The organism is Bradyrhizobium oligotrophicum S58, from assembly GCF_000344805.1.
GTDB lineage: Bacteria > Pseudomonadota > Alphaproteobacteria > Rhizobiales > Xanthobacteraceae > Bradyrhizobium > Bradyrhizobium oligotrophicum.
In genome coordinates this window covers 3015955-3038543 of sequence record NC_020453.1, presented here as the reverse complement: position 1 = coordinate 3038543, position 22589 = coordinate 3015955, and the positions used below count along the sequence as shown (strand labels likewise).

The 22589-nt window shown below is 66.1% G+C and carries 27 protein-coding genes and 1 pseudogene; 16 read left to right on the top strand and 12 right to left on the bottom strand.

Annotated features, from left to right (window positions below):
- Positions 1–12: 12 nt before the first annotated feature.
- Together S58_RS13220 and S58_RS13215 are read right to left on the bottom strand one after the other, a co-directional pair.
- A complete protein-coding gene (locus S58_RS13220) occupies positions 13–243 on the bottom strand; it encodes a hypothetical protein (protein WP_015665824.1) in 231 nt (76 codons plus the stop codon).
- A 114-nt stretch (positions 244–357) separates the two neighbouring features.
- Positions 358–654: a hypothetical protein gene (locus tag S58_RS13215; protein ID WP_015665823.1), complete on the bottom strand. Its 297-nt coding sequence runs from the start codon at positions 652–654 to the stop codon at positions 358–360.
- A 234-nt stretch (positions 655–888) separates the two neighbouring features.
- Between S58_RS13215 and S58_RS13210 the strand changes: the two genes are divergently transcribed.
- Both S58_RS13210 and S58_RS13205 read left to right on the top strand, forming a co-directional pair.
- Positions 889–1344 carry a PaaI family thioesterase gene (locus tag S58_RS13210; protein ID WP_015665822.1) on the top strand — a complete coding sequence of 152 codons (456 nt, stop codon included), beginning with the start codon at positions 889–891 and terminating at the stop codon, positions 1342–1344.
- A gap of 146 nt (positions 1345–1490) precedes the next feature.
- On the top strand, positions 1491–1745 hold the full coding sequence (locus tag S58_RS13205; RefSeq protein WP_015665821.1) for a PilZ domain-containing protein: 255 nt from the start codon (positions 1491–1493) through the stop codon (positions 1743–1745).
- Positions 1746–1755: 10 nt separating this feature from the next.
- Here the strand turns inward: S58_RS13205 and S58_RS13200 are convergent, their stop codons facing one another.
- The 3 genes from S58_RS13200 to S58_RS13190 all read right to left on the bottom strand — a co-directional run bounded on the left by S58_RS13200 (position 1756) and on the right by S58_RS13190 (position 5847).
- The gene (locus S58_RS13200) at positions 1756–3732 is read right to left on the bottom strand and encodes a pyrroloquinoline quinone-dependent dehydrogenase (protein WP_015665820.1); all 1977 of its coding nucleotides are present in this window, start codon (positions 3730–3732) and stop codon (positions 1756–1758) included.
- A gap of 225 nt (positions 3733–3957) precedes the next feature.
- The gene (locus tag S58_RS13195; RefSeq protein ID WP_015665819.1) at positions 3958–4185 is read right to left on the bottom strand and encodes a hypothetical protein; all 228 of its coding nucleotides are present in this window, start codon (positions 4183–4185) and stop codon (positions 3958–3960) included.
- Between the two features lie 147 nt (positions 4186–4332).
- On the bottom strand, positions 4333–5847 hold the full coding sequence (locus tag S58_RS13190) for a caspase family protein (protein ID WP_015665818.1): 1515 nt from the start codon (positions 5845–5847) through the stop codon (positions 4333–4335).
- On the opposite strand from S58_RS13190, the gene S58_RS13185 reads away from it, so the two are divergent.
- The 4 genes from S58_RS13185 (at position 5836) to S58_RS13170 (ending at position 9088) form a co-directional block, all read left to right on the top strand.
- Positions 5836–6024 carry a hypothetical protein gene (locus tag S58_RS13185; RefSeq protein ID WP_042339378.1) on the top strand — a complete coding sequence of 63 codons (189 nt, stop codon included), beginning with the start codon at positions 5836–5838 and terminating at the stop codon, positions 6022–6024. The two genes, S58_RS13190 and S58_RS13185, sit on opposite strands and share 12 nt — an antisense overlap.
- Positions 6025–6053: 29 nt before the next feature.
- The gene (locus S58_RS13180; RefSeq protein WP_015665817.1) at positions 6054–6461 is read left to right on the top strand and encodes a hypothetical protein; all 408 of its coding nucleotides are present in this window, start codon (positions 6054–6056) and stop codon (positions 6459–6461) included.
- Between the two features lie 210 nt (positions 6462–6671).
- On the top strand, positions 6672–7718 hold the full coding sequence (locus tag S58_RS13175; protein ID WP_042340728.1) for an HD-GYP domain-containing protein: 1047 nt from the start codon (positions 6672–6674) through the stop codon (positions 7716–7718).
- A gap of 146 nt (positions 7719–7864) precedes the next feature.
- Positions 7865–9088 (top strand): GNAT family N-acetyltransferase, encoded by a 1224-nt coding sequence (locus S58_RS13170; protein ID WP_377812871.1) that lies wholly within the window; start codon positions 7865–7867, stop codon positions 9086–9088.
- On the opposite strand, the gene S58_RS13165 is transcribed toward S58_RS13170, so the two are convergent.
- Complete coding sequence (locus S58_RS13165) at positions 9066–9731, bottom strand: DsbA family oxidoreductase (protein ID WP_015665814.1); 666 nt, start codon at positions 9729–9731, stop codon at positions 9066–9068. The genes S58_RS13170 and S58_RS13165 overlap by 23 nt on opposite strands.
- Before the next feature lie 67 nt (positions 9732–9798).
- Positions 9799–10614 carry a helix-turn-helix domain-containing protein gene (locus S58_RS13160; RefSeq protein WP_042340727.1) on the bottom strand — a complete coding sequence of 272 codons (816 nt, stop codon included), beginning with the start codon at positions 10612–10614 and terminating at the stop codon, positions 9799–9801.
- 102 nt (positions 10615–10716) lie between these two features.
- Between S58_RS13160 and S58_RS13155 the strand changes: the two genes are divergently transcribed.
- The 3 genes from S58_RS13155 (at position 10717) to S58_RS13145 (ending at position 12118) form a co-directional block, all read left to right on the top strand.
- A complete protein-coding gene (locus tag S58_RS13155; RefSeq protein ID WP_015665812.1) occupies positions 10717–10941 on the top strand; it encodes a hypothetical protein in 225 nt (74 codons plus the stop codon).
- A gap of 36 nt (positions 10942–10977) precedes the next feature.
- On the top strand, positions 10978–11376 hold the full coding sequence (locus S58_RS13150; RefSeq protein WP_015665811.1) for a hypothetical protein: 399 nt from the start codon (positions 10978–10980) through the stop codon (positions 11374–11376).
- A 124-nt stretch (positions 11377–11500) separates the two neighbouring features.
- Entirely contained in the window at positions 11501–12118 is a 618-nt protein-coding gene (locus S58_RS13145) for a class I SAM-dependent methyltransferase (RefSeq protein WP_015665810.1), read from the top strand.
- Positions 12119–12144: 26 nt separating this feature from the next.
- Here S58_RS13145 and S58_RS13140 read toward each other — a convergent pair whose 3' ends face one another.
- Together S58_RS13140 and S58_RS13135 are read right to left on the bottom strand one after the other, a co-directional pair.
- Positions 12145–12786 carry an SET domain-containing protein gene (locus tag S58_RS13140; RefSeq protein WP_015665809.1) on the bottom strand — a complete coding sequence of 214 codons (642 nt, stop codon included), beginning with the start codon at positions 12784–12786 and terminating at the stop codon, positions 12145–12147.
- Between the two features lie 152 nt (positions 12787–12938).
- Entirely contained in the window at positions 12939–13664 is a 726-nt protein-coding gene (locus tag S58_RS13135; RefSeq protein WP_015665808.1) for a TetR/AcrR family transcriptional regulator, read from the bottom strand.
- Between the two features lie 109 nt (positions 13665–13773).
- Between S58_RS13135 and S58_RS13130 the strand changes: the two genes are divergently transcribed.
- From S58_RS13130 to S58_RS13115, 4 genes and pseudogenes are all read left to right on the top strand, one after another.
- Positions 13774–15189 carry a carotenoid oxygenase family protein gene (locus tag S58_RS13130; protein WP_015665807.1) on the top strand — a complete coding sequence of 472 codons (1416 nt, stop codon included), beginning with the start codon at positions 13774–13776 and terminating at the stop codon, positions 15187–15189.
- 155 nt (positions 15190–15344) lie between these two features.
- A pseudogene (locus tag S58_RS13125) lies at positions 15345–15926 on the top strand (hypothetical protein); the annotation flags it as partial.
- A 27-nt stretch (positions 15927–15953) separates the two neighbouring features.
- A complete protein-coding gene (locus tag S58_RS13120; RefSeq protein WP_042340725.1) occupies positions 15954–16505 on the top strand; it encodes a septation protein IspZ in 552 nt (183 codons plus the stop codon).
- A 105-nt stretch (positions 16506–16610) separates the two neighbouring features.
- The gene (locus S58_RS13115; RefSeq protein ID WP_015665805.1) at positions 16611–16907 is read left to right on the top strand and encodes a hypothetical protein; all 297 of its coding nucleotides are present in this window, start codon (positions 16611–16613) and stop codon (positions 16905–16907) included.
- Positions 16908–17792: 885 nt separating this feature from the next.
- Here S58_RS13115 and S58_RS13110 read toward each other — a convergent pair.
- From S58_RS13110 to S58_RS13100, 3 genes are read right to left on the bottom strand one after another with little or no spacing between them, the layout of a single operon-like run.
- A complete protein-coding gene (locus S58_RS13110; RefSeq protein WP_015665804.1) occupies positions 17793–18461 on the bottom strand; it encodes a DUF429 domain-containing protein in 669 nt (222 codons plus the stop codon).
- Between the two features lie 36 nt (positions 18462–18497).
- On the bottom strand, positions 18498–18941 hold the full coding sequence (locus S58_RS13105; protein WP_015665803.1) for a MaoC family dehydratase: 444 nt from the start codon (positions 18939–18941) through the stop codon (positions 18498–18500).
- Between the two features lie 40 nt (positions 18942–18981).
- Positions 18982–20637 (bottom strand): fumarate hydratase, encoded by a 1656-nt coding sequence (locus S58_RS13100; RefSeq protein ID WP_015665802.1) that lies wholly within the window; start codon positions 20635–20637, stop codon positions 18982–18984.
- A 229-nt stretch (positions 20638–20866) separates the two neighbouring features.
- On the opposite strand from S58_RS13100, the gene S58_RS13095 reads away from it, so the two are divergent.
- The 3 genes from S58_RS13095 to S58_RS13085 all read left to right on the top strand — a co-directional run bounded on the left by S58_RS13095 (position 20867) and on the right by S58_RS13085 (position 22582).
- Positions 20867–21544 (top strand): alpha/beta fold hydrolase, encoded by a 678-nt coding sequence (locus tag S58_RS13095; protein ID WP_015665801.1) that lies wholly within the window; start codon positions 20867–20869, stop codon positions 21542–21544.
- A gap of 99 nt (positions 21545–21643) precedes the next feature.
- A complete protein-coding gene (locus tag S58_RS13090) occupies positions 21644–21964 on the top strand; it encodes a Kazal-type serine protease inhibitor family protein (protein WP_015665800.1) in 321 nt (106 codons plus the stop codon).
- 138 nt (positions 21965–22102) lie between these two features.
- A complete protein-coding gene (locus S58_RS13085) occupies positions 22103–22582 on the top strand; it encodes a hypothetical protein (protein WP_015665799.1) in 480 nt (159 codons plus the stop codon).
- Positions 22583–22589: the final 7 nt, after the last annotated feature.

Here is a 22589-nt window from a genome sequence, read left to right as displayed (position 1 = left end):
GCTGGCGCCGGCTCAGTCCGCGCTCGGCAATCGCCGCATCGTAAACTCGATGGCGCCATCGGGAAGCTCACGCCAGCTTTCGACGGCGCTCATATAGCCAGCCTTGGGATAGCGAGTGAGATAGTCACGGGCCTTGGCCCGCGCATCCTCGCGCGGCAGCGTGAACGTGTCGCGCACATAGCCGTCGCCCTTTCGGCGACGGGCCGCCATCCGGTCGGCTATGTCCCGCGGGCGCGACCCCATCGACGAACTCCAACGCGTTGCCACCCCGTCAATATAGACGAGGCCGCGAGGAATCCGAGTCCGGCCACCGGGGCTCGGGCATCCCGGCCGCGCAAGAAGCGCGACCGCGCGCGCTCAGTTGGTGCTGGCGCCTGATTTCGACTTCTTGGCCGCCGTCGTCTTCACCGGGGGCGTCGCCTTCGGCTGTTCCACGGTGCGCACATTGCCCCAGGGATCGGAGCTCGACTTGGCGTCCGGGATCTTGCGCATGGTATCTTTGTAGGCCTTGTCGCGCGCCGCCTCGGCCTCCTTCTCCTCGGGGGTCTTGGAAGGACCATCGGCGAGAAGGTTGATGTTGGGCATCTGCGCCAGCGCCGGAACGGCCCAGCCGGTCAGCATGGCGACCGCCATCGTCACGATCAGCTTCTTCATTGGTTACTCCCCGGTATCGGCCGCCTTATACCATTGCTTCGCCATGCGCCAAGTGGGGCGCGCCGCCGCGCAGCGCGGCCGCAACGCGACATCGCTCACCGCCGGGCCTCGGCCGCGGCGTCGGGCTGTCGCCGAACCGGCATTCATCATAGGATTCCAACTCCGGCCTTTTCAAGCCTGCGGCGATAGGCCGGCCGCCCCGCCAGGAGCGCGCCAATAAGCCAATAACAAGACATGGGAGGAATCTCGTTCGTGAATGACACTCCGGAGTTCACCATCGATCAGGCCCGGCGCATCCTCGATGACGTGTTCGCGCCCTGGATCAGGGATCTCGCTCTGATCGTCGAGGACATCTCACCAGCACCGCAAGGCGAGCCCGGCGCGATCCTGCGCATGCCGTTCTCTCCCCGACTGTGCCGCGACAATGGCGTCGTGTGCGGCCAAGCGCTGATGGCGTTTGCCGATACCGCGATGGTGATCGCGATGGTCACGGCGAGCGGCGGCTACCGGCCGATGACCACGGTCGACCAGACCACGCATTTCATGCGCGCCGTCGCCTCCTCCGATGTCGTTGCGGATGCGCGCGTCATCCGGCTCGGCCGGACCATGAGCTTTGGCCGGGTCACGCTGACCAGCGCCGCCGACGCCAAGCCGGTGGCGATGGTATCGAGCGCGTTCGCGATGCTCTGACCCGCAAGACTACGGAACTTTAATGAAAGGTGAACATATTGCTCCGGCCTTCGCGGGCCGGATTCATCTCAATGAAACCCGGGCATGATTTATTTTACGCGCTTTTGACGCGAAAGGTGACGCCACAGAGCATCGGGTTACGGGCAATGAGCGACACATCAGACGACAAGCGTATTGCACCCCGACACCGGGTGCTCAAGCAGGGCAGGCTGGCGTTCGACGGCGGCGGCGCGGTCGACTGCATGGTCCGTAACATGTCGGACACCGGAGCGCGGGTCGAGGTGGTCAACCCCGTCGGCCTTCCCGAGGCATTCACGCTCGTGATTCCCGCCGACAAGTTCACGCGGCGCTGCCACGCGGTGTGGAGCCACGACAAGCGGATCGGCGTCGCATTCGACTGAGATGCGGCGGCTAGACCCGCCGCCCCCGCACGCGCCATTGCCACCCTGAGAACGCCAGCGCGGCCAGCACGAGAGTTACCACCAAGGCACCGCCGCTCAGCCGCCCGCCCGGACGATCGATCGTCCGTGACCACCACGACGGCGCCTCGCCGGCCCGCGCCAGCCGGAACGCCACGACACTGTCGCCGAGCGACGTGCCGGCCTCGGAATGGCCGCCGGCGGCGATCACCAGATATTGCTCGCCCTTCCATTCATAGGTCATCGGATTGGCAACGCCCGGTGCGGGCAGCCGGCCCTGCCACAGCTCCTCTCCCGTGCCGGCATCGAGGGCGCGGAGATAGGCGTCCATCGCGCCGGTGAAGACGAGCCCGCCGGTGACGACGACGCCGTTGACCAGTGGTGTGCCCCATTTGAACGCGAGCCCCAGCGGCGCCCGGTCCTCGGTGGTACCGACCGTTGCGCGCCAAAGGATCTTGCCGGCCTTGAGATCGACCGCGACCATCTCGCCCCAGGGCGGCCGGTTGCACAACAGGCCGAGCCTCGACATCGCGACCACCCGCGTCACCGCGAACGGCGCGCCGCGCTGCAATCCGAAATCGACGCCGCGCGGCGGCGTCATCCGGTCGGCCTCGTCGCGCGGGATCAGCCTGACGATGTGAACGGCGCGGCTGACATTGGCGTAGAGGATCTGACGGACGGGATCGAACGCCGCCCCGCCCCAGTTCACGCCGCCGCCGGTCATCGGATAGAGCAGCGTGCCTCGGGTGGTCGGCGGCGTGTAGAGCCCATCATTGCGCAAGGCTCCGAGTTGGTCGTCGCAGGAGGAATCGACGACGCGCGGCACAGCATGGAAGATGTCCTCCGATGCGAAGTGCTGCGGCAGCAGCGGCGGCACATGGGTCGGGAACGGTTGCGTCGGCAACAGCTGCTCGCCCTCGACGGCCCCCTGCGGCACCGCGCGCTCCTCCACCGGCCAGATCGGCGCTCCTGTATTGCGGTCGAGCACGAACACAAAACCCTGCTTGGTCGGCTGCATCACGACGTCGCGCGCGCCCTGCCCGGTTTCGAGCCGCGCCAGGGTCGGCTGCGCCGGCAGGTCGTAATCCCAGACGTCATGATGCGTGGTCTGGAACGACCATGCCAGCGCGCCGGTCTCGATCCGCAACGCGACGACGGAATCGGAATGGCGGTTGTCGCCCGGACGCGCGCCGCCGAAGAAATCGGGGCTCGGCGAGGACGTCGGCAGGAACACCAGGCCGCGATCCTCGTCGACCGACATCGGCGCCCAGACATTGGCGTGGCCGGCCGTGATGCCGTCATGGATCAGCGGATCGAAGCTCCAGCGCGGCTGCCCGGTGCGGGCGTCGAAGCCGCGCACGACGCCTTCAGGCGCATCCACGCGCGCATTGTCACCGATCGAGGAGCCGACCACCACGACGTCGCGGCCGACAACCGGCGCCGAGGTGATCTGGAACTCGCCGGGCCATAGCAGCGCCTTGGCGACCTCGATGCGCACCTCGCCATCAGTCCCGAATTCCGGACAACGTCGTCCCGTCCGCGCATCGAGCGCAATCAGCCGCGCATCGACCGTGCCCATGAACAGCCGGCTGCGGCATGCCGCATCGAGCGCCGCACGCTCGTCCACCCAATAAGCAACGCCGCGACAAGCGTAGCGATTGGCCGGCCGCCGGCCGGTGTCCACCTTGGGATCGAAGCGCCACTTCTGCACGCCAGTGCCGGGATCGAGCGCGACGACCTCGTTGAACGGCGTGCAGAACACGAGACTGTCGTCGACCAGCAGCGGCGTCGCCTCGAACTTGGTGCGGGCGAACGCAGCCGGGGGCCGGCTCTCGATGTCGCCGGTGTGATAGGTCCAGGCGCGCACGAGATTGTCGACATTCGCCGGCGTGATCTGCTCCAGGGGCGAGAACCGCGTGCCGCCGGCATCGCCGCCCCAATGCTGCCAGGAAAGGGCCGGCGCCACCATCCATTGGCTGCAGATGACGGTCGCGCAAACGACACCCCGATGCAACGACATGAGCTTCCCCTTCCCGCCAGGTACATCCGAACGACGCACCGGGACATGAAAGCAGCGGCGGCGACCAGGTCGAGGCGAATGGGACAGGCGGTGGCGCCGGCGGGACGAAGGAAGTTCGAATGGGGCGCGCGGCGGATGCGTGGGGCCGTACGATTTCGGTGCGGCGCCGCCGATCTACTTCGACTTGCGATCCGGCACCGTTGGGCGCGCCCCGCTCCACGGGTCGTATTTGTCCTTGGGCTCGGGGATGCGTTCGAGCGCCGCCTTGTAGGCCTTCTCATCCACCTGCGGTTTCGGCGGCTGTCCGCCCTTGTCTTCGGACGGCGGCCGTCGGCCCCCCATCTGCGCCTGTGCCGGCCAAGCCATCAGCACCAGCGCCATGGCGGCGATCACGATCCGCATGATGTCTCACTCCTACCGCTCTGCGCACGAGGTTACGCGGTCGGGATTAGAGTGCAAGATCCCGGCGCCGGAAAGGCAAAGATCTTCAGAACGGATACGGCCGCCCTCTCGGAGCGGCCGTGACGGGGAATGTGGCGACAGTCGGACCTAGTAGCCGCGCCGCGTCGGATAGTTCGTCGGGCCCCGCCCGTAGCCGCCACCAAAACCGCCGCCAAAGCCACCGCCGATGCCGATGCTGACCGGCGGCACCACCCGCACCGGCGGTCCATAATACTCCCGCGGCGGTGGCGGTTCATAGACTACGACATCGTCGCCAGGATCACGGCGCGGCGGACGGCTGGCGCGCTTCGGCGGATCGTCGTCACGCTTCCTCACCGGCTTCTCCTCCACCCGCTTCGGCGTCTCGGACTTCCGGGACGGCGGCGTCTGCGTGCATGGGCAGGTCGGTCCGACCGCGGCATTGATCGGCGCGATCGACGGGGCTGCCGGCGGCGCAGTGCTGACGGCGGGGATCGCGGCATTGGCGGCTGCCACCACCGGCGTCACGACCGGGCGGTTACGCAGCCGCTCGATCAGCTTGCGCGCGGTCGGGGTGAGATCGCTGCTGGGATAGCGCTCGAGAAAGCCCTGATAGGACGCGACGGTGTTGATCAGCACCGCCTCGTTCCACGCCGCCATCCGATTGTGCAGATCGAGCCATTCCCGCGCTTGCGGTCCATAGGGCGGCGCGGTGTAGAGCGTCACGAACGCCTCATAGGCTTCGACGCTGCCATCCCCCACGATGATCTCGTTCGCGGCCTCGATCGGCTTGCCCTGCAGGCTGCGCTTCCATTCCTCGACGCTGCGCTTGGCGACCACGGGCCGCGGCCCGGCATTGGCGGCACTCGCATCGGTGGCGCCGACGAAGCGGAAATCCTCGGTCAGCGAGGACGAGTCCCACGGCGTCTGCCGGCCCTCGGTTGCCTTGTTGACGGCGACGCGCACGCGCTTGAAAGCCTCCTCGATCGGCAGCCCCGGCTCGCGCGCGGCCTGCAGCAATGCCGTGGTGTAAGGGCTGTTGGCGCCGCTGCCATCCTCGGCCTCCGCGCCGGGCGAGGTCGAGTAGGACAGGAAGGTGCCCGGCGCTCCGCTCTTGGTGTCGAGCAGCGCCAGACCGCGGCCCGCGCTCGGGCTGATCGCGGGGAACGGATTGTTGCGGCAGGCGTCGAGCAGCAGAATGCGCATCCGGCTCGGCACCGAGTTGAGGGTGTTGAGCAGATCGTTGAGACGCACGGCCTGCAACGGAATGTCGGCTTCGCGGCGGGGATCGACATCGACGGGAACCAGATAGTTCTCACCATCGATCTGCAGACCGTGGCCGGCATAGAACACCAGCGCCACCGTATCGGCGCCCTTGGCCGCGACCTTGGCCGCGAACTCACCAACCTCGCGGTTGAGATCCCGCTGCGACAGATCAGCGGCCGTGGTCACGTCGAAGCCCGCCTCGCCCAGCAATTTCGCCATCGCCTTGGCGTCGTTTGCGGGGTTCGGCAGCGGCGTCACCGAACGATAGGCCGACTGGCCAATCACCAGCGCCAGCCGGCTGCTTTCGGCCAACGCGGGCGTCAAACCGGCGAGCAGGCCGCCTGCAAACACTGCGGCCCTGAGAGCGTGGCGAAACATGGCATCTCCAATCTGCTCATGATGTGCCAGTTGGTCGAGCCGGTTCTCGGCTCGGTTCATTTCGAAGCGCATAATGCCGCACAACCGGCGCCCGACCTGGATCTGCCGCAGCGTGTACGCAACGCCGACATCGTTGCTGCACGAGATTCCCGCAGCAATGCCGCGATCGCGAAATAGCGTCCGCGCCGCATGGGGATCGGTCGAAAATGCCGCTGATGGCGTCGCGCGTGGGGCTGCTCGCGGCTCTGCTTCTCGCCGGCTGTGCCGCGGACAGCCAATCGCGTCTTCCCGCTTTCATGCGCGTCAGGGACCCCGAGCCGCCGCCTGCGGAAGCTGCGCCCGACGTTCCGCTTCTCGTGCGCAAAAATCTCGACATGATCTTCGTCCCCACGACACAGCCGCGCGACCTCGAGGCCTCGCCGCCCAAGCGCACGGATGCCGGCGATGCATGGACCGCCTGCGTGCGCGCCCAGATCATCTCGGTGGCCGGCGCTCCGCTCCGGCGTCAGACCTATCGGCTCACGATCAAGCAAAGTGAGATCATCGACCGGCGCCGTGCGACCGCAAGCGATTGTTTGTCCCAAGATTTCAAACCCATCCTGCCGACGAAATGATTCAACCCTGAGCTGATCCGGATCGACAGAGTCGATCGGAGCGGATCATGCGCCGCCTCACCCTGGAACCCGCTACCACTCGGCTGGAGAGTGTTAGTTCTTAGCTAACGCAAACCCGCGACCGACGAGCGAACGAATGGCGCAAATTTAACGATTCCTGCGGAACATCGGGTCCCGAAACGCGGAATGACGACCTGGGTCTGGTTATTCATGAACGTTCACCTCGTTGGCGACGATACGGCCAAGCTTGCTTTGCTTCGCGGCATGCTGGCTGAGCGCTGCTCGCTCACATCTGAACTGATCGGTGACGCCGATATCCGAGGCGGCGACATCGACGCGATCGTCGTGGCTGCAGATCTGCGCGACGTCGACAACATCACGGCGCTGAAGGAAATCTCCGACCGCCTGGCGCGCATTCCTCGCCGCATCTTTCTGACCAATCACAAGTCGCGTCTCTCGACCGTGCAGGCCTACGCGCTCGGCGCGACCAGCGTCTTGTCGAGTACGCCGAGCCGCAATCAGCTGCTTGGAAAACTGCTCGATGCGCGGCCCCAATCCAACACCAAGAGCGTTGCCGCCGACGATCGCCAGGCCGCCTTTGCAGGCGCCGCCTGCATCGCCTCGATGTTCGCAGCGGTGCTCGGCGGCGCCGCGATCGATGTCGAGGAGACGCGACGTGCCGGCAAGCGCATTGCCGACTGCATCGCCGAAAACGGCTTGTCCGACTGGCTCGCAACAGTTCGCCGTCATCATGAAGGCACCTATCAGCACTGCCTGCTGGTGACCGGCATCACCGTCGATTTCGGCCTGAGCCTCGGCGTTCACAGTTCGGATCTGGAGCGGCTGTACATGGCTGCGATGTTCCACGACATCGGCAAGGCGAGGATCCCACTGACCATCCTCGACAAGCCTGGCCGGCTGGACGTCAAGGAGCGCGCGCTGGTCGAGACCCATCCGACGGCGGGATATGACGCGCTGAAGGACAACGCAGCGATCACCGCGGAGGTCCTCAACGCGGTCCGCCACCATCACGAATTTCTGGATGGCAGCGGCTATCCGGACGGGCTGATGGCCGACAACATCCCGGACCTGACGCGGATCCTCACCATCTCCGACATCTTCTCGGCGCTGATCGAATATCGCAGCTACAAACCGGTGATGGCACGTGAGAAGGCCTACGAGATCCTTCAAGGCATGGACGGCAAGCTCGAGAAGCCGTTGGTCGGCGCCTTCCGCGACGTTGCGCTGATCCGCTGAACCGGCTTCCGACGTGGTGAATGGCGACTTAACGGCGCCCTTCGAATCTTAGCTGACCGGCAAGGCCTATCTTGTCAGCTTTGCCCTACCATTCGACCGCGTTGCGCGACCGTGTGCAGCAAGGGGACCATCGGGACGTGGCCGAGATCATCGATCGTGCAATGGCACCTGCCTCATCCACCGCGGATCGTCGGGGTGCGGATCCCATGCCCGCGCGGACGACACCATGGGTTCCGCTTGAAACGGTAGCACCGCAGGCCTGGCAGGATCTCGCCGAACGCGCGCTGGAGCCAAACGGCTACTATCTCCCCGGGTGGGAGCGCGCGGTGAACGCCTCGGCGCGCGGCCGCACCGGTACGTCGGTTCTGTGCGCATGGGATGACGCTCAGCCCTCCCACCTCATCGGCCTGATGCCGGTCACGTCACTGTGGCGCGCCTGCAAGCTGCCGCTGCCTGCGCTTGCCAGCGGCCATCCTTACGGCACGCTGTGCACGCCCCTGCTCGATGCGGCCAGTGCGGAGCCGGCTTTGGCGCGCCTGCTCGGCGAAGCCCGACGAACGGGTGCACGCGCCGTGCTCCTGCGCGACATGTCGGTCGCAGGCCCCGTGATGCAGGCGTTCGACAGCGTGCTCCGGCGCGAGGGCCTGCGTTCACGCGTCGTGCAATCCTATGAGCGCGCCTACCTCGATGCGACCAGCGATGGCGAGAAGGTGCTGCAAGACGCCCTTGGCGCCAAGAAGCTGAAGGAGCTGCGCCGCCAGCGTCATCGGCTCGCCGAGCACGTCGAGGTCCGTTTCGAGGTGGCGCGCGCGGCTGGAGAGGTCTCCGCAGCGCTCGAGATCTTTCTGAACTTGGAGGCGAGCGGCTGGAAAGGACGGCGCGGCACGGCGCTGATCCAGCACGATGGCGACGCAACCTTCATCCGGCGCGCGGCGCCTTTGCTCGCGCAGGACAATGCCTGCGAGATCGTCAGTCTCCTGGCCGGAGAGACCGCAGTCGCATCTGGCATCGTGCTGCGCCACCAGCGCCGCGCCTTCTTCTTCAAGCTCGGCGTCGACGAGCGCTTCGCGAAATATTCGCCGGGCGTGCAATTGACGCTCGATCTGACGCGGCATCTCTGCAACGACCCCGCGATCAGCTCCGCGGATTCGACCGCCGGGCCCGATCATCCGATGATCAACCCGATCTGGCGCGGACGGCTGGCGATCGGCGACGTGCTGGTCCCGCTCTATAAGAGCGATCCCGTCGTCGAGATCATCCACGCTGCCTTGATCGCGCGACGCGAGGGCCTCGGCTTTGCGCGGCGCGCCGTCCACGCGATTCGCGACTTGGCGAAGAACCGCACGGCTACTCCGCAGCCTCGGCGTTGACCTCGGCCGACACCTGGCGAATGGCCCGCGCCAGCATCTGCGGATCCTGCGCGCCTGACACCGCGTATTTCTGCGCGAACACGTAGGTCGGCACGCCGGAGATGCCTTTCTCGGCCGCCTCCTGCGCCTGGGCGGAGATCAGCGCCACATCGTCGTCGCTCGCAAGCATCTTGCGGACGACGCCGGCATCGAGGCCGCAATCCGCCGCGGCCTGGACCAGCACATCGACGTCGGTGAGATCGCCGCCATCGCGGAAATACAATTCCATCAGCCGTTGCTTCATCTCGGGCGCCTTGCCGATCGCGCCGGCCCAATGGATCAGACGGTGACAATCGGTGGTGTTGGGCTGGCGCGCGACGCGCTCCGGATGATAGCTGAGACCCTCCTGCTCCGCGGCCGCGACCACGCGGCCCGCGATGCCCTTGTAGGCTTCGACCGATCCGAACTTGGTGGTCAGATACTCGTCACGGCTGATGCCCTCGCGCGGCACCCAGGGATTGAGAAAGAACGGCCGGAAGTGGATCTCGACCGGCACGTCCGGCGCGAGCTTCAGCGCCTCCTCGATGCGCCGCTTGCCGATGTAGCACCAGGGACAGACGACGTCGGAGACGACATCGATGGTCAGCGGCTTCAACGTGCTCATGCGCGTCGCTCCAGGTTCGCGTTGGATCCGCCCAAGATAAACCCGTCGACGGCCAGCACAAGCCGGGTCACAGCGAGGTAACCATCTCCTTCAGCCTGGTGGCCGTGAGCTCGTCCGCGGGAAAGAACGTCTCCAGCGCCAGCTCCGACAAGGTGATGTCGACCGGCGTTCCGAACACCATGGTGGTCGAGAAAAAACTCAGCACGTCCCCGCCGACCCGCAGCCGCAGCGGGATCGCGACGCTGTCGGCCGCGAGCGGCACTGAGCGCGCCGGGAACGGATAGGATTTCAGCTCCTCATAGAGCCTCAGCAATTCGGCATCGGCGGTCGCTTCGCACTGCCGGTGCAGCCGCTCCAGCAGATGTCCACTCCATTCGGCGAGGTTGACGGTCTGCGCTGCCAGTCCCTCGGGATGAAGCGCCACCCTGAGCACGTTGAGCGGCGGCGCGAGCAGCCGCTCCGGCACGCCTGCCAGCAGCGGCGCAATCATCCGGTTCGCTGCGACCAGGTTCCAGTGCCGGTCGACGGCGAGCGCGGGGTTGGGCTCATGTGCCTTGAGCACCAGGTTCATCGCCTCGCGGGCGGGCTTCAGCGCCGGATCATCCAGCGGGCGCTGCTGGAACGCCGGCGCATAGCCGGCGGCGACCAGCAGCACGTTGCGTTCACGCAATGGCACGTCCAATCGCTCCGCCAGTTTGAGGACCATGTCGCGGGACGGCGCGGCCCGTCCGGTCTCCACGAAACTCAGATGGCGCGCCGAGATCTCGGCATCGAGCGCCAGATCGAGCTGGGAAAGATGCCGGCGCTGCCGCCACTGCCGCAGATGTTCGCCGACATGAACGGGTTTGACGCGGTCGGCACGCGCCGAAGCGAGCTGGATCATCATGACCGAAAACCTATCACGCGGACGTCAGCGCCTCCATGACGTGTGAGGTAATCGAATTGCCTCCCGATCCCGCGCATGGTCGTCGCATAGGAGGTGACGATGAGCACGCAACCCCATCAGAACGATCATCCCTTCGTCGCAGCCGGCCAGTGGCTCGCGGCCTTGGCCGTAAGGATCGTTGCGCGCTCGCTCAACCTGCCGGAGCCGCTGTTGCACGTCACGGGCAGCGTCGTCTTCGCGCAGGTCCAGGCGATCGAGACGCGGGCGGTACGCTCGCTGCGCCCGATGCGCCTGCGCCGTCAGCTCCTCGCCTGGTTCCGTTGAACCGATCTCTTATCCCGCAACCGAAGGAGACCCGTCATGATCACTTCGTCCTCCCTGCTCCGCCGTGCCCTGCTCGCCGACGCCTTGTTCAGCGGCGTAGCAGCGCTCGTGCTCACCGCGGCCGCCAGCCCGCTTGCGCCGCTGCTGCAACTGCCCGAGGCGCTGCTGCGTGAGACGGGTCTGTTCCTGGTCGCCTATACGATGCTCGTGGGCTGGCTCGCCTCGCGCGCGGTCGCGCCAAAGCCGCTGATCCAGCTCGTCATCGCCGGCAATGCGGCCTGGACGGTCGGCAGCATTGCACTGCTGTTCTCAGGCCTCATCGCCCCCAACGTGCTGGGTGAGATCTTCGTCGCGGCCCAGGCCGTGGCGACCGGCGTATTTGCCGAGCTGCAATACATGGGCTTGCGCCGGAGTTCAGAGGCGGTCACGGCGTGACACAGCTGGGGTGATGAGCGCCGGCCGCTGCGATCGAGCGGCACGGCGCTCGCGCCTCACTGGTTTTTCCCATGCGCGGCGAAGATATCTGCGGCATGATCGGAGGCCGCAGGAGATCGCAGCGATGCAGCCGCATGTGAGCGGAACGGAAGGTTACGCCGCCGAGGCCGACAGTCTGTTCGTGCGATACGAAAGCATCCCGTCGGAACAGGCCCATGCGGCCGTGCTTCATCTGCTGCCGAAAGCGCCCGCGCGGGTGCTCGACATCGGAGCGGGCACGGGGCGCGACGCCGCGTGGTTTGCAGGCCTTGGACATCAGGTGGTGGCCGTCGAGCCGACCGATGCGCTGCGCATCCGCGCCATACAGCTGCATGCCTCGCCTGCGATCATCTGGGTCGATGACTGCCTTCCAGAGCTCGCCACACTGGCGGCTCGCGGGGAGCAGTTCGATCTCGTGATGCTGACCGCCGTCCTGATGCATCTCGACGACGGGCAACGGCGGCGGGCGCTGCCCAACATCGCTGCACGGGTCGCTCCCGGCGGCATGCTGATCATGGCGTTGCGACACGGACCGGTACCACCGGGCCGCCGGATGTTCGAGATCGATGCCGAGAGCATCGTCGAGCCGGCGCGGCAGCTCGGGCTGGCGCTCGAGCTCAACCGGCATGGCGAGTCCCTCGGCGCGGAGAACCGGGCTGCGGGCGTGACCTGGACGACGCTGGCCTTCGCCAAACGGCCTTAGGAGGCCTCGGACTTGGGCTGACGAAATCAGGCCGCCTTGGCGCGGCTGGTCAGCGTCTTTGCGGTGGACTTGGTCTTGACCCGCTTGCTGGCCACTGGCCGGCGGCTCTCGGCCTTGCCGCGCGCGCTGACTTTGCCCGACTTGGCCTTTGGCTTGGCGCTGTCCTTGACGGGCTTCTCGCCCTTCTTCTTGGCCTTGCGCTCTACCTTTGCCTTCGCTTGCACCCGCTCGGCGCGCGCTTCGGCCTTCTTCTTCACCCGCTTCTTCTCGCAGGCCTCGCACTTGCAGCCGATCGGCTTCAGGTAGGCCTTGAAGTAGTCGGTGCCGTAATCGTAGTTGATCTCTTCGCCCGGCTCGATGTTCTTGATGGCGCGGATGATGATCTTCTTCTTGCGCGGCTTGACGTCGGATTCGGCGTTCGGCTTGCAGGAATGATTGATGTAGCGGGCGACGTTCTCGCGGACGGAACCGTCGATGGTCCAGCGCTTGTCGAGCTCGAACAGATATTTGTTCTCGATCGCGTCGTCCTCCGCCTTCTTCGAATCCAGCAGCGGACCGAAATAGCGGACGATCTTGGTCCCCTTCTTGATCGGCTTGGTGGCGAACAGGCCGAGCCCCGTCTTGGAGCGGCCGATGCGGTAGGGTTTGGTCGGGGGAATGGGAGACATGACCGAAAGCTGATAAGTGGACGTCGCAAGGCCGTCGTTCTAAATTAAATTCGCGAGGCTGTCAGGTGTTTCGCGCCATCGGCGCGAACCGTCCCCAGTTTGCAGCCCCCTGCCATGATTCTTCGTTCCGATCATGGTCCGCATCGGCCCTCCTACGCACCCGGCGGCAGCCTCGGCACGGTCGCGCGCAGCATCGCCTCCAGCAGCGATTCGGCGTCGGTGCCCGGCGGCGAGCGGCGCAGGATGTCGGCGAGGCGGCCATCCAGCAGCAGCATCGTGTAGCCATGCACCAGCGACCAGGCGCGGGCGATCGCCGCCGCCTGATCCAGCGACAATTGCGGCTCGCCCGCCGGCTGTCCCGCGCTGCCGGGAGCGACCGATCCGGCAAGGCCGGCGAAGGAGGCCTCGGCCGCATCGTGCAGCGAGGGCCGCGAATAATCGAGACGCTCGGTGCGGAACATCAGCCCGTACATCCCGGGATTGGCCTGCGCATAGGCGACATAGGCATGCGCCCGCGCCATCGCGCGCTCGATCAGCGTGCCCGGCTGCTCGCCCGCCGCCTTCATCGCCACATTGAACCGGGTGAAGCCGATCGCGGCGAGCTCGCTGACGAGGCCGGTGAGATCCTTGAAATGATGCGTCGGCGCCGCGTGCGACACGCCGGCCTCGCGCGCCACCGCCCGCAGGGTGAGCCCGGCGAGACCGTCGCGCTCCAGCACGCGCTCGGCGGCCTCGAGCAGCGCGGCGCGCAGCGCGCCGTGATGATAGGGCGTCGCCGCCTCGGCTGTGCCACCGGCGGCGCGTCGCCGTCCCGGTCGCGTCGCTGGCCTTGCCATGCGTCGGGGCCGCGCCCGAACCTGTTCCGTCTTGCTGGTCATGAGCCTCCTTATACAAGCAATTTTGACAGCGTAAAGATTCGTCTTGACCGGCGTGGCCCGCAAGGCTAGCTTTATCTTTACAACGTAAAGATAAAGTGGAGGAACGGCCATGAATGGACAATCGCGCGACCCCGCCCCGCAAGCGCGGCGCGAGCGCAGCAATCTCGCGCCGATTCCGTTCGAATGCGACGCGCCGTTTCTGAAGATCACCGGCGAACTGCCGCGGGAGCTCAACGGCACGCTCTATCGCAACGGTCCCAATCCACAATTCGACGCACCCGGCGCGCACTGGTTCGTCGGCGACGGCATGCTGCACGCCTTCCACCTCGAAAACGGCCGCGCGTCCTATCGCAACCGCTGGATCCGGACGCCGAAATTCGAGGCCGAGCGCCGTGCCGGGCGCGCGCTGTTCGGCGGCTTCGGCCGCAAGCTCCCCGATGCGCCTGTTGATGTCACCGACGGCGGCGTCGCCAACACCAACATCATCGCCCATGCCGGACGGCTGCTCGCGCTCGAGGAGGCGCATCTGCCGACCGAGATCGAGCCCGGCACTCTGGCGACAACGGGCTATCACGATTTCGGCGGCCGGCTGCGCGGCGCCTTCACTGCGCATCCGAAGACCGATCCGGTGACCGGCGAGCTGCTGTTCTTCGGCTACAACGCCGCCGGCCCGCTGACACCGGTGCTGTCCTACGGCACGGTCGACGCGGGTGGAAAGCTTGCGCGCTTCGACCGCTTCGAAGCGCCCTATGCCAGCATGGTGCACGACTTCATCGTCACGGCCAACCACGTGCTGTTTCCGATCCTGCCGCTCACCGGCAGCATCGAGCGCGCGATGTCCGGCAAGCCGCCTTACGCCTGGGAGCCCGACAAGGGCGCCCATGTCGGTGTGATGAAGCGCAGCGGCGACATCAAGGACATCGTCTGGTTTCGCGGTGACGCCTGCTACGTCTTCCACATCATGAACGCGTGGGAGGACGGCAGCCGCATCATCGCCGACGTCATGCAGTTCGACGAGCCGCCGCTGTTTCCGCATCCCGACGGCCGTCCGACCGACCCGACCAAGTCCCGCGCCCGGCTGTGCCGCTGGACCTTCGATCTCGCCGGCAGCAGCGACCGTTTCACGCAAACCTACCTCGACGACCTCACCGGCGAATTCCCGCGCATCGACGACCGCCGCGCCGGGCTCGCCAGCCGCCACGGCTGGTACGCGTGCGCCAATCCGGACGGCCCGCTGTTCGGCGCGCTCTCCGGCCTCGCCCATGTCGACGGCGCCGGCGCACGCCGCGGGACCTATCTGCTGCCAGACGGCGACAGCCTCTCGGAGCCGGTGTTCGTGCCGCGCAGCTGTGAGGCCGCCGAGGGCGATGGCTGGCTGCTGACCGTGGTCTGGCGCGCCGACTCCAACACCAATGACCTCGCGGTGTTCAACGCGACCGATGTGGGCAGCGGTCCGGTCGCGCTGGTCCACCTCGGCCATCGCGTTCCCGACGGCTTTCACGGCAACTGGGTCGAGGCGGCCTAGTGCGCCGCCGCCGATCTCATCCGTAAGCATCTGATCCAACGATATAAGTCATCCTCCTCACGATATTTTGACACTGTCAAGATTTGACTTGACCGGGAGCCGCGCGCCCCGTACTCATCTTTCCACCGTAAAGATCGGCTCGGGAGGAGCCATCGATGACCATCTTCCTCATTCTTGCGCCCTACGGCGTCTATGCGGCGCTGATGATGGTCGTCTCGGCAACGCTCAGCCTGACGGTGGCGGCTGCGCTGTGCCTGGCGGTGGTCGCGCTCGACATCGCCAAGGGCCGATCGATCAAGATTCTGGGACTCGGCTCCGCCGTCGTGTTCACAATGGTCGCCGGCTACCTCAGCTTCGTCGACCCGACCATGAGCGCCTCCGCGGTGCGGCTCGCGGTGGACTGCGGCATTTTCGCGCTGTCGCTCGGCTCGATGCTGCTGCGCGCGCCCTTCACCCTGCAATATGCGATCGAGGACGTTCCGCCGGAAACAGCGGCAATTCCGGGCTTCCTGCGTGCCAATTACGTGATCACCGGTGCCTGGACGCTGTCGGCGCTGCTGATGATCGTCGGCAACCTGATGACGCTCTACGTCCCCGGCCTGCCCTATTGGACCGGTCTCGCGATCGCTTTTGGCGCCCGCAACAGTGCACTTTATTTCACGCGCTGGTATCCTGAGTATCGTAAGAGCAAGGACATGGCCGCACAGAGTGCCGCCGCAATGTCCGGCCAGGATTCGTGGCCGGTACTGCCCCAGGAGACGTGCGTGAAAGACGTGTTTGCTAAACTGGCTGCCGACTTCCTGTCTGCCGCAGTGTTCTTCATTCTGTACATCGCGACCGACGATGTCGTGCTGGCCACCGGAGCTGCGGTCGGCGTCGCCGTGGTGCAGGTGATCTGGGCGCGCATCAAGGGCGTGCACCTCAGCTTCATGGCCTATGCCAGCGTCGGACTCGTCATCGTGCTCGGCGGCGTCACGCTCCTGACCAACGATCCCCGCTTCATGTTCGCCAAGCCCGCGATCGGCCATTTCGCCATCGGCCTGATCATGCTCAAGCGCGGCTGGATGCTGCGCTACGTGCCGCCGATCGTCTCGGAGACCATTCCGGAATACGTCACGGCCGCCGGCTACGCCTGGGCGGCTTTGATGTTCACCCTCGGCCTCGGCACGGTTGCCATGGCCATGAACGGCGACATCAAGCTGTGGGTGCTCTACATCACCGTGGTTGCAGGAGGCGCCAAGGTCGCGGCCTTCGCGCTGCAGTTCATCGCCTTCCGCTTCGTGGTGGCAAACCGCCTCAGGGCCGCGCGGGCCTGATCGCCGTATTGGGCTTATGAGCAAAGATGCGCTATAGGGCGCCGAACGCATGCTCGAGGTCGTTGCCTCGAGGTTGCGCAAACAGCAACACCGGGAGAACGATCGATGGCTGTGGACGGCAACTGGAATCTGACCTTGAATACGCCGATGGGCGAGCGCAGCGCGACCCTGAGCGTGACCAGCGCGGGCGCGACGCTGACGGGGACCCAGGCCGCGGAGGGCGATTCCGCCGAGATCTTCGACGGCACCGTCAACGGCAACGACGTCGCCTGGAAGGTCTCCATCACCAGCCCGATGCCGCTGACGCTCGACTTCAAGGGCACGGTCGCAGGCGACGCCATCTCCGGCGAGATGGGCATCGGCTTCATGGGCAGCTTCCCGTTCACCGGCACCCGGGCCTGAGGCCTCACGATCAAATGTAGGGTGGGCAAAGGCGCGCCGCGCCGTCGCCGCTTCATGGCGGCCTCACGCGCGCCGTGCCCACCATTTCCTCCGCAGTGCGCCGACAGACGGTGGGCACGCCACCGCCCTGCGGGCGGCCGCTTTGCCCACCCTACGGCAGCGCCTGTCCGGCTCGTTCCGCTTCACGTCTCAAACAGCATGGACAAGCGTGCGCAATCTCGCGGCTGACAACGCCCGAGTGATGCATCGACATGCCCCTCTTCAGGTGCAGAGGGCGCAGGGAAGGCCAGGCGTCGGCTGACGCCTGCGGCCCGCCTGCTAACAAAATGCAGCGGCAGGTACCACAGGTGCAGCCGAGAACGCCCGGCCTTCCCTGCGCGACGGTCTTCACGCTTACTTCGTGCTCTCCCCGGGGACCGGCTTGATTGCCCCCGTCATCGACGCAATGCGCAAGCGCTGGCGTCAACTTGACCTCGGCACCGGGAGGTCAGGACCACACGACTTCACGTCCGCAAGATGCCGTTCGTCCGCGCAGGTCTCCCTGCGCTGCGGCACCTCAGCGGCCATCGCCTCCCCGCCCCGCGTGTCGTGACGATCGCGCGCAACGCCCCTCAGCTTGAGGCGGGATGGCGAGAAGAAATCACGATTTCCGAAAAATAGCAAGTGATTTATTTTTTTCAGAATTAAACCGCGTGGCGTCGGCACCCTATGGAATCTTTTAAAGGGACGCGAACTCTCTCCGCCGTCATTCCGGGGCGTGCGAAGCACGAGCCCGGAATCCATCGAGCGGCATTTTGCGCCGCCTGATGGATTCCGGGCTCGCCGCGCTTCGCGCGTCGCCCCGGAATGACAGCGGAGCTCGTGGCCGCAAGAGTGCTCGCGCGATTAAAACCAGATCTGCATCGCCACGCCATGCGCATCGCGCGGCGGTTCGCCGTCCGGAACGCTGCCGGCGCAGTCGCGGGCGGCAAGCGCGACGGCGCAGGCGTCGAGGACGTCGTCGGGCTTGGCGCCGGTCTTCATCCGCGAACGGCGGAGCCATGTATCGATCTCGACAAAGCCGGCCGTGATCAGCAGGTCACGGCGCAGCCTGACGCCCTGCTCCGTCTTCTTCGACGGCAGCGGCGCGCCGTTGAGACGCAGGAACACCAGCTCCGGATGCACCTCGCGGATGTCGAGATCGTGGTGCGCGCGCACGAACGTATCGACCTCCATGATCTTCCTGCCGAGGTGCCAGAGCTGGCGCGAGGCCCGCTTCTGCCCGCGCGCCGATGCGGCAGCGTTGGCCCGGTCGGGATCGGCAAACTCCTCCCACAGCCAGCGCCGCGCGCCGGTGAAAACGCGGGAGCGGTGTGGTGCGAGTTTTTCGCGCGCGAGCGTGTCGCAGGCACGCTCGCCATCGTCGGTCATGCCGATGGGGATGTCGATGGCGGCACGCACGAAAGGCGCCGCGAGCGCGCTGACAATGTCAGCGGCAAAGCTGATTGCGCGCTGATCGCCACCGATCGACACCACGACCCAGCCGTTGCGGAAGCCATCCAGTCCGAGGAACATTGCTCTGACGCAGCGAACGCTGTCGCCACGCGCCGGTCAGGTCGGCCGGCGCGGCACGATGGCGATGGGGTTGAAGGTATAGACTGCTTCGCCGTGCTGATTGAAGGCGGTCCATTTGATGCGCGCGACGCCTTGCGGCTTGCTCTGCGAGGGCACGAGGTCGACCACCTCGCCCTCGAGATGCAGCGTGTCGCCCGGCCGCACCGGCTTCATCCAGCGCAGCTCGTCGACCCCTGCACCCAGCAGCGGATGTGGTCCGAACGGACGCGTTTCCGCCGCGAGCCGCATCGCGATCGCGGCGGTGTGCCATCCGGAGGCGGCAAGGCCCTTGAAGATCGTCTTCTCCGCTGCCGCCTCGTCGAGGTGAAACGGCTGCGGATCGAACTCGGCGGCGAAGCGCTTGATGTCCTCGCGGGACACCGTCGTCTCGCCGCTCTTGAACTTCATCCCGATCTGGAGGTCGTCGAACCATTCGACCATGCAGGCCCTCGCATCCGTGCGCGATCCAAGTCGGTGAAGCTCAACCGAGGTTGAGCTCCTTGAAGAAGTCGTTGCCCTTGTCGTCGATGATGATGAAGGCAGGGAAATCCACCACCTCGATGCGCCAGATCGCTTCCATGCCGAGCTCGGGATATTCGACGATCTCGACCTTCTTGATGCAGTGCTCGGCGAGGTTCGCGGCGGCACCGCCGATCGAGCCGAGATAGAAACCGCCATGCTTCTTGCAGGCTTCCCGCACGGCTGGCGCGCGGTTGCCCTTGGCGACCATCACCATGGAGCCGCCGGCGGCCTGGAACTGGTCGACGAAGGAGTCCATGCGCCCTGCGGTGGTCGGGCCGAATGCGCCGGAGGCATAGCCTTCCGGCGTCTTGGCGGGACCGGCGTAGTACACCGGATGGTTCTTGAAGTAGTCCGGCAGCGGCTCGCCGCGATCGAGGCGCTCACGCAGCTTGGCATGCGCGGAGTCGCGCGCGACGATCATGGTGCCGGTCAGCGACAGCCGGGTCTTGATCGGATTCTTCGACAAGGTGGCAAGGATGTCCTTCATCGGCTGGTTGAGGTCGATCTTCACGACCTCGCCATCGAGCGCCTGCTCGACCTCCGGCAGATACTGCGCCGGGTGATGCTCGAGCTCCTCGAGATAGATTCCGTCCTTGGTGATCTTGCCGAGCACCTGGCGGTCGGCCGAGCAGGACACGCCGAGACCGATCGGCAAGGACGCGCCATGGCGCGGCATGCGGATGACGCGGACGTCGTGGCAGAAATACTTGCCGCCGAACTGGGCGCCCACGCCGAGCGACTGCGTCATCTTGTGGATTTCCTGCTCCATCTCCAGGTCGCGGAAGGCGTTGCCGTCCGGGGAGCCCTGCGTCGGCAGCGCGTCGAGATAGCGCGCGGATGCGAGCTTGACCGTCTTCATGCACAGCTCGGCCGAGGTGCCGCCGATGACGATGGCGAGATGATAGGGCGGGCACGCGGCGGTGCCGAGCGTCAGGATCTTCTCCTTCAGGAACGCCAGCAGCCGGTCTTTCGTGAGCACCGAGGGCGTCGCCTGGAACAGAAAGCTCTTGTTGGCCGAGCCGCCGCCCTTGGCCATGAACATGAACTTGTAGGCGTCTTCGCCTTCCGCGTAGATCTCGGTCTGCGCCGGCATGTTGTTGGCGGTGTTCTTCTCCTCGTACATCGAAAGCGGCGCGACCTGCGAGTAGCGCAGATTGCGGCGCAGATAGGCGTCGCGGGCGCCTTGCGACAGCGCGGCCTCGTCGTCACCGTCGGTGATGACGTTGCAGCCCTTCTTGCCCATGATGATCGCGGTGCCGGTATCCTGGCACATCGGCAGCACGCCGCCGGCGGCGATGTTGGCATTCTTCAGGAAGTCGAGCGCGACAAACTTGTCGTTCGGACTGGCCTCCGGATCCTCCAGGATGCTGCGCAGCTGCTTCAGATGGCCGGGGCGCAGATAGTGATTGATCTCGCCGAAGGCGGCTTCCGACAGCACGCGCAACGCCTCGCGCGACACCACCAGCATGTCGCGGCCCAGGACCTTCTCGACCCGCACGCCGTCAGCCGTGACCTTCTTGTAGGGCGTGGTGTCCGGACCCAACGGAAACAGCGGCGTGTGCTTGTAGGGCGGGACGGGCTTGGACTGGTCGGGAAAAGCGGTGGGCGCGTTCATGGAAAACTCGTCGGTTGAAGGGCCGGAAGACGCCTGTCCGAGGCACCCGGCGGTAGCGCCGTTCTAAGCCCTTTTTGCGGAAAAGAAAGCTACCGGGCCGCCGAGGGGCCCATGCGACCAGCCCGCAACCGGCGACGTCCGGCCGGCCCCGGGGGACTTGACAGCTCTGTTAGCCTGCGACGCGAGATCTGATCGAAACACGCTTCGACATGGCATCGCGGAGGATCACATGGCCACTTTCGTCCTCATTCCCGGCGGCTGGCGCGGCGGCTGGTGGTATGCGCCGCTGGCAGCGCGGCTCAGGCAGGCGGGGCATGCGGCCTACGCGCTAAGCCTGAGCGGACTGGAGGAGACGCCCGCTCCCACCGCCGGCATCAATCTGGAGACACATATCGCCGATGTGCTGGAGCTGTTGTCGGTCGAGGACCTCTCCGAGGTCATCCTGTGCGCGCACAGCTATGGCGGCATGGTGGCGTCGGGAGTCGCCGACCGCGCGCCAGAGCGGCTGGCAGCACTGATCTATCTCGATGCGTTCGCGCCGGACGATGGCCAAGCGTGGTGGGACCTTGCCGGTGACGCCTATCGTCAGCTGGTGATCGCGCAGGCCGGCCATGACGGGCTGACCGTGCTGCCGCGCGACGGCGTCGATCCGCGCTGCCGGCCGCATCCGCTCGGCAGCTTCGTGCAGCGGCTTCGTCTGACGCGCCCTCGCCCCGAACTGCCGCGCGTCTTCGTCTATGCCACCGGCTGGAGCGCGACGCCGTTCGCGGCGCAATACGACCGCCTGCGCGCTGATCCCACCTGGACCGTGCGCACGCTCGCCAGCGCCCATGACGTGGTCAATCAGGCGCCCGATGAGACGCTCGAGGTGCTGATCGAGACGGCCCGCAAGCTCCCCTCGGCGTGACGCCACGCCGTCGCGACCAAACGGCGGGACGAATTGAACCAGGACGGCACCAGATAAAACCTAAGATTGTTGATCCATCCATTTACGACTGGAGGCACCATGAGAAAGGGTCTGTTCGTTGCAATCACATTCGCCCTCGGCCTCGCCACCATGCTCCCCGGCAGCGCCGGTGCGGTCGGCCCAGGTCGTACGTGCGGCGGCATTGCCGGTATCACCTGCAATGCCGGCCTCTACTGCGACTTCCCGGCCGGCCAGTGTGGCCGGTTCGACATGACGGGCGTCTGCCGACGCAAGCCGACGATCTGCAGGCGCATCTACATGCCGGTCTGCGGCTGCAATGACCACACCTTCGGCAACGACTGCGAACGCCAGGCCGCCGGCGTCTCGCTGCTGCATCAGGGGCGCTGCTGGTTCCAATAGACCGATCGCGCCGCTTCTTCCGACATGTGACTGCGTCTCTCGATGAGTGTCACAGGAGCGATGATCTTGTGCTGGAGCGGCGCATCGGCGCTTGCGTGATCTCCTCGCGCCGGGTTCAATGGCGCGGGGGTATTTGGAATGCATTCATATCATTGCTCATTTGGCCGCACGGCCGTGTTTGCCATCGTCGTTGCGCTGAGCGCGGTGCTGGCCTCGCAGCCGGCGCGGGCCGATCGTTGCGACGATCTCGCCAAAGAGCTGAAGAACGGCATCGACGGCATCAAGATCGGCCAGACCGCCGCCGGCACCGTCTATCTCGCCCATCCCCGGGCGCGCGAGATCACGCTCGGCTGCTCATCGAAGAATGTCAGCAACCAGCTGTTCGGAAAGTCCGAGCGCAAGCCGACGCCGGCCTTCATCGACCTGATGGCCAGCGCGGCCGCGATCGTGTTCACCCTGCCGAAAGACGACATGCAACGCGGCGTCACACGCTGTTACCGTCGGCTCGGGATCTTCCGCGGCGACGACGTCGCCAGCCGCTACCGCCGGCTCGACATGCGCTGCGCCCGCACCAAGACCGAGTCCTCGATCACCATCAGCCGCAGCAAGGACCAATAGGCCCGCG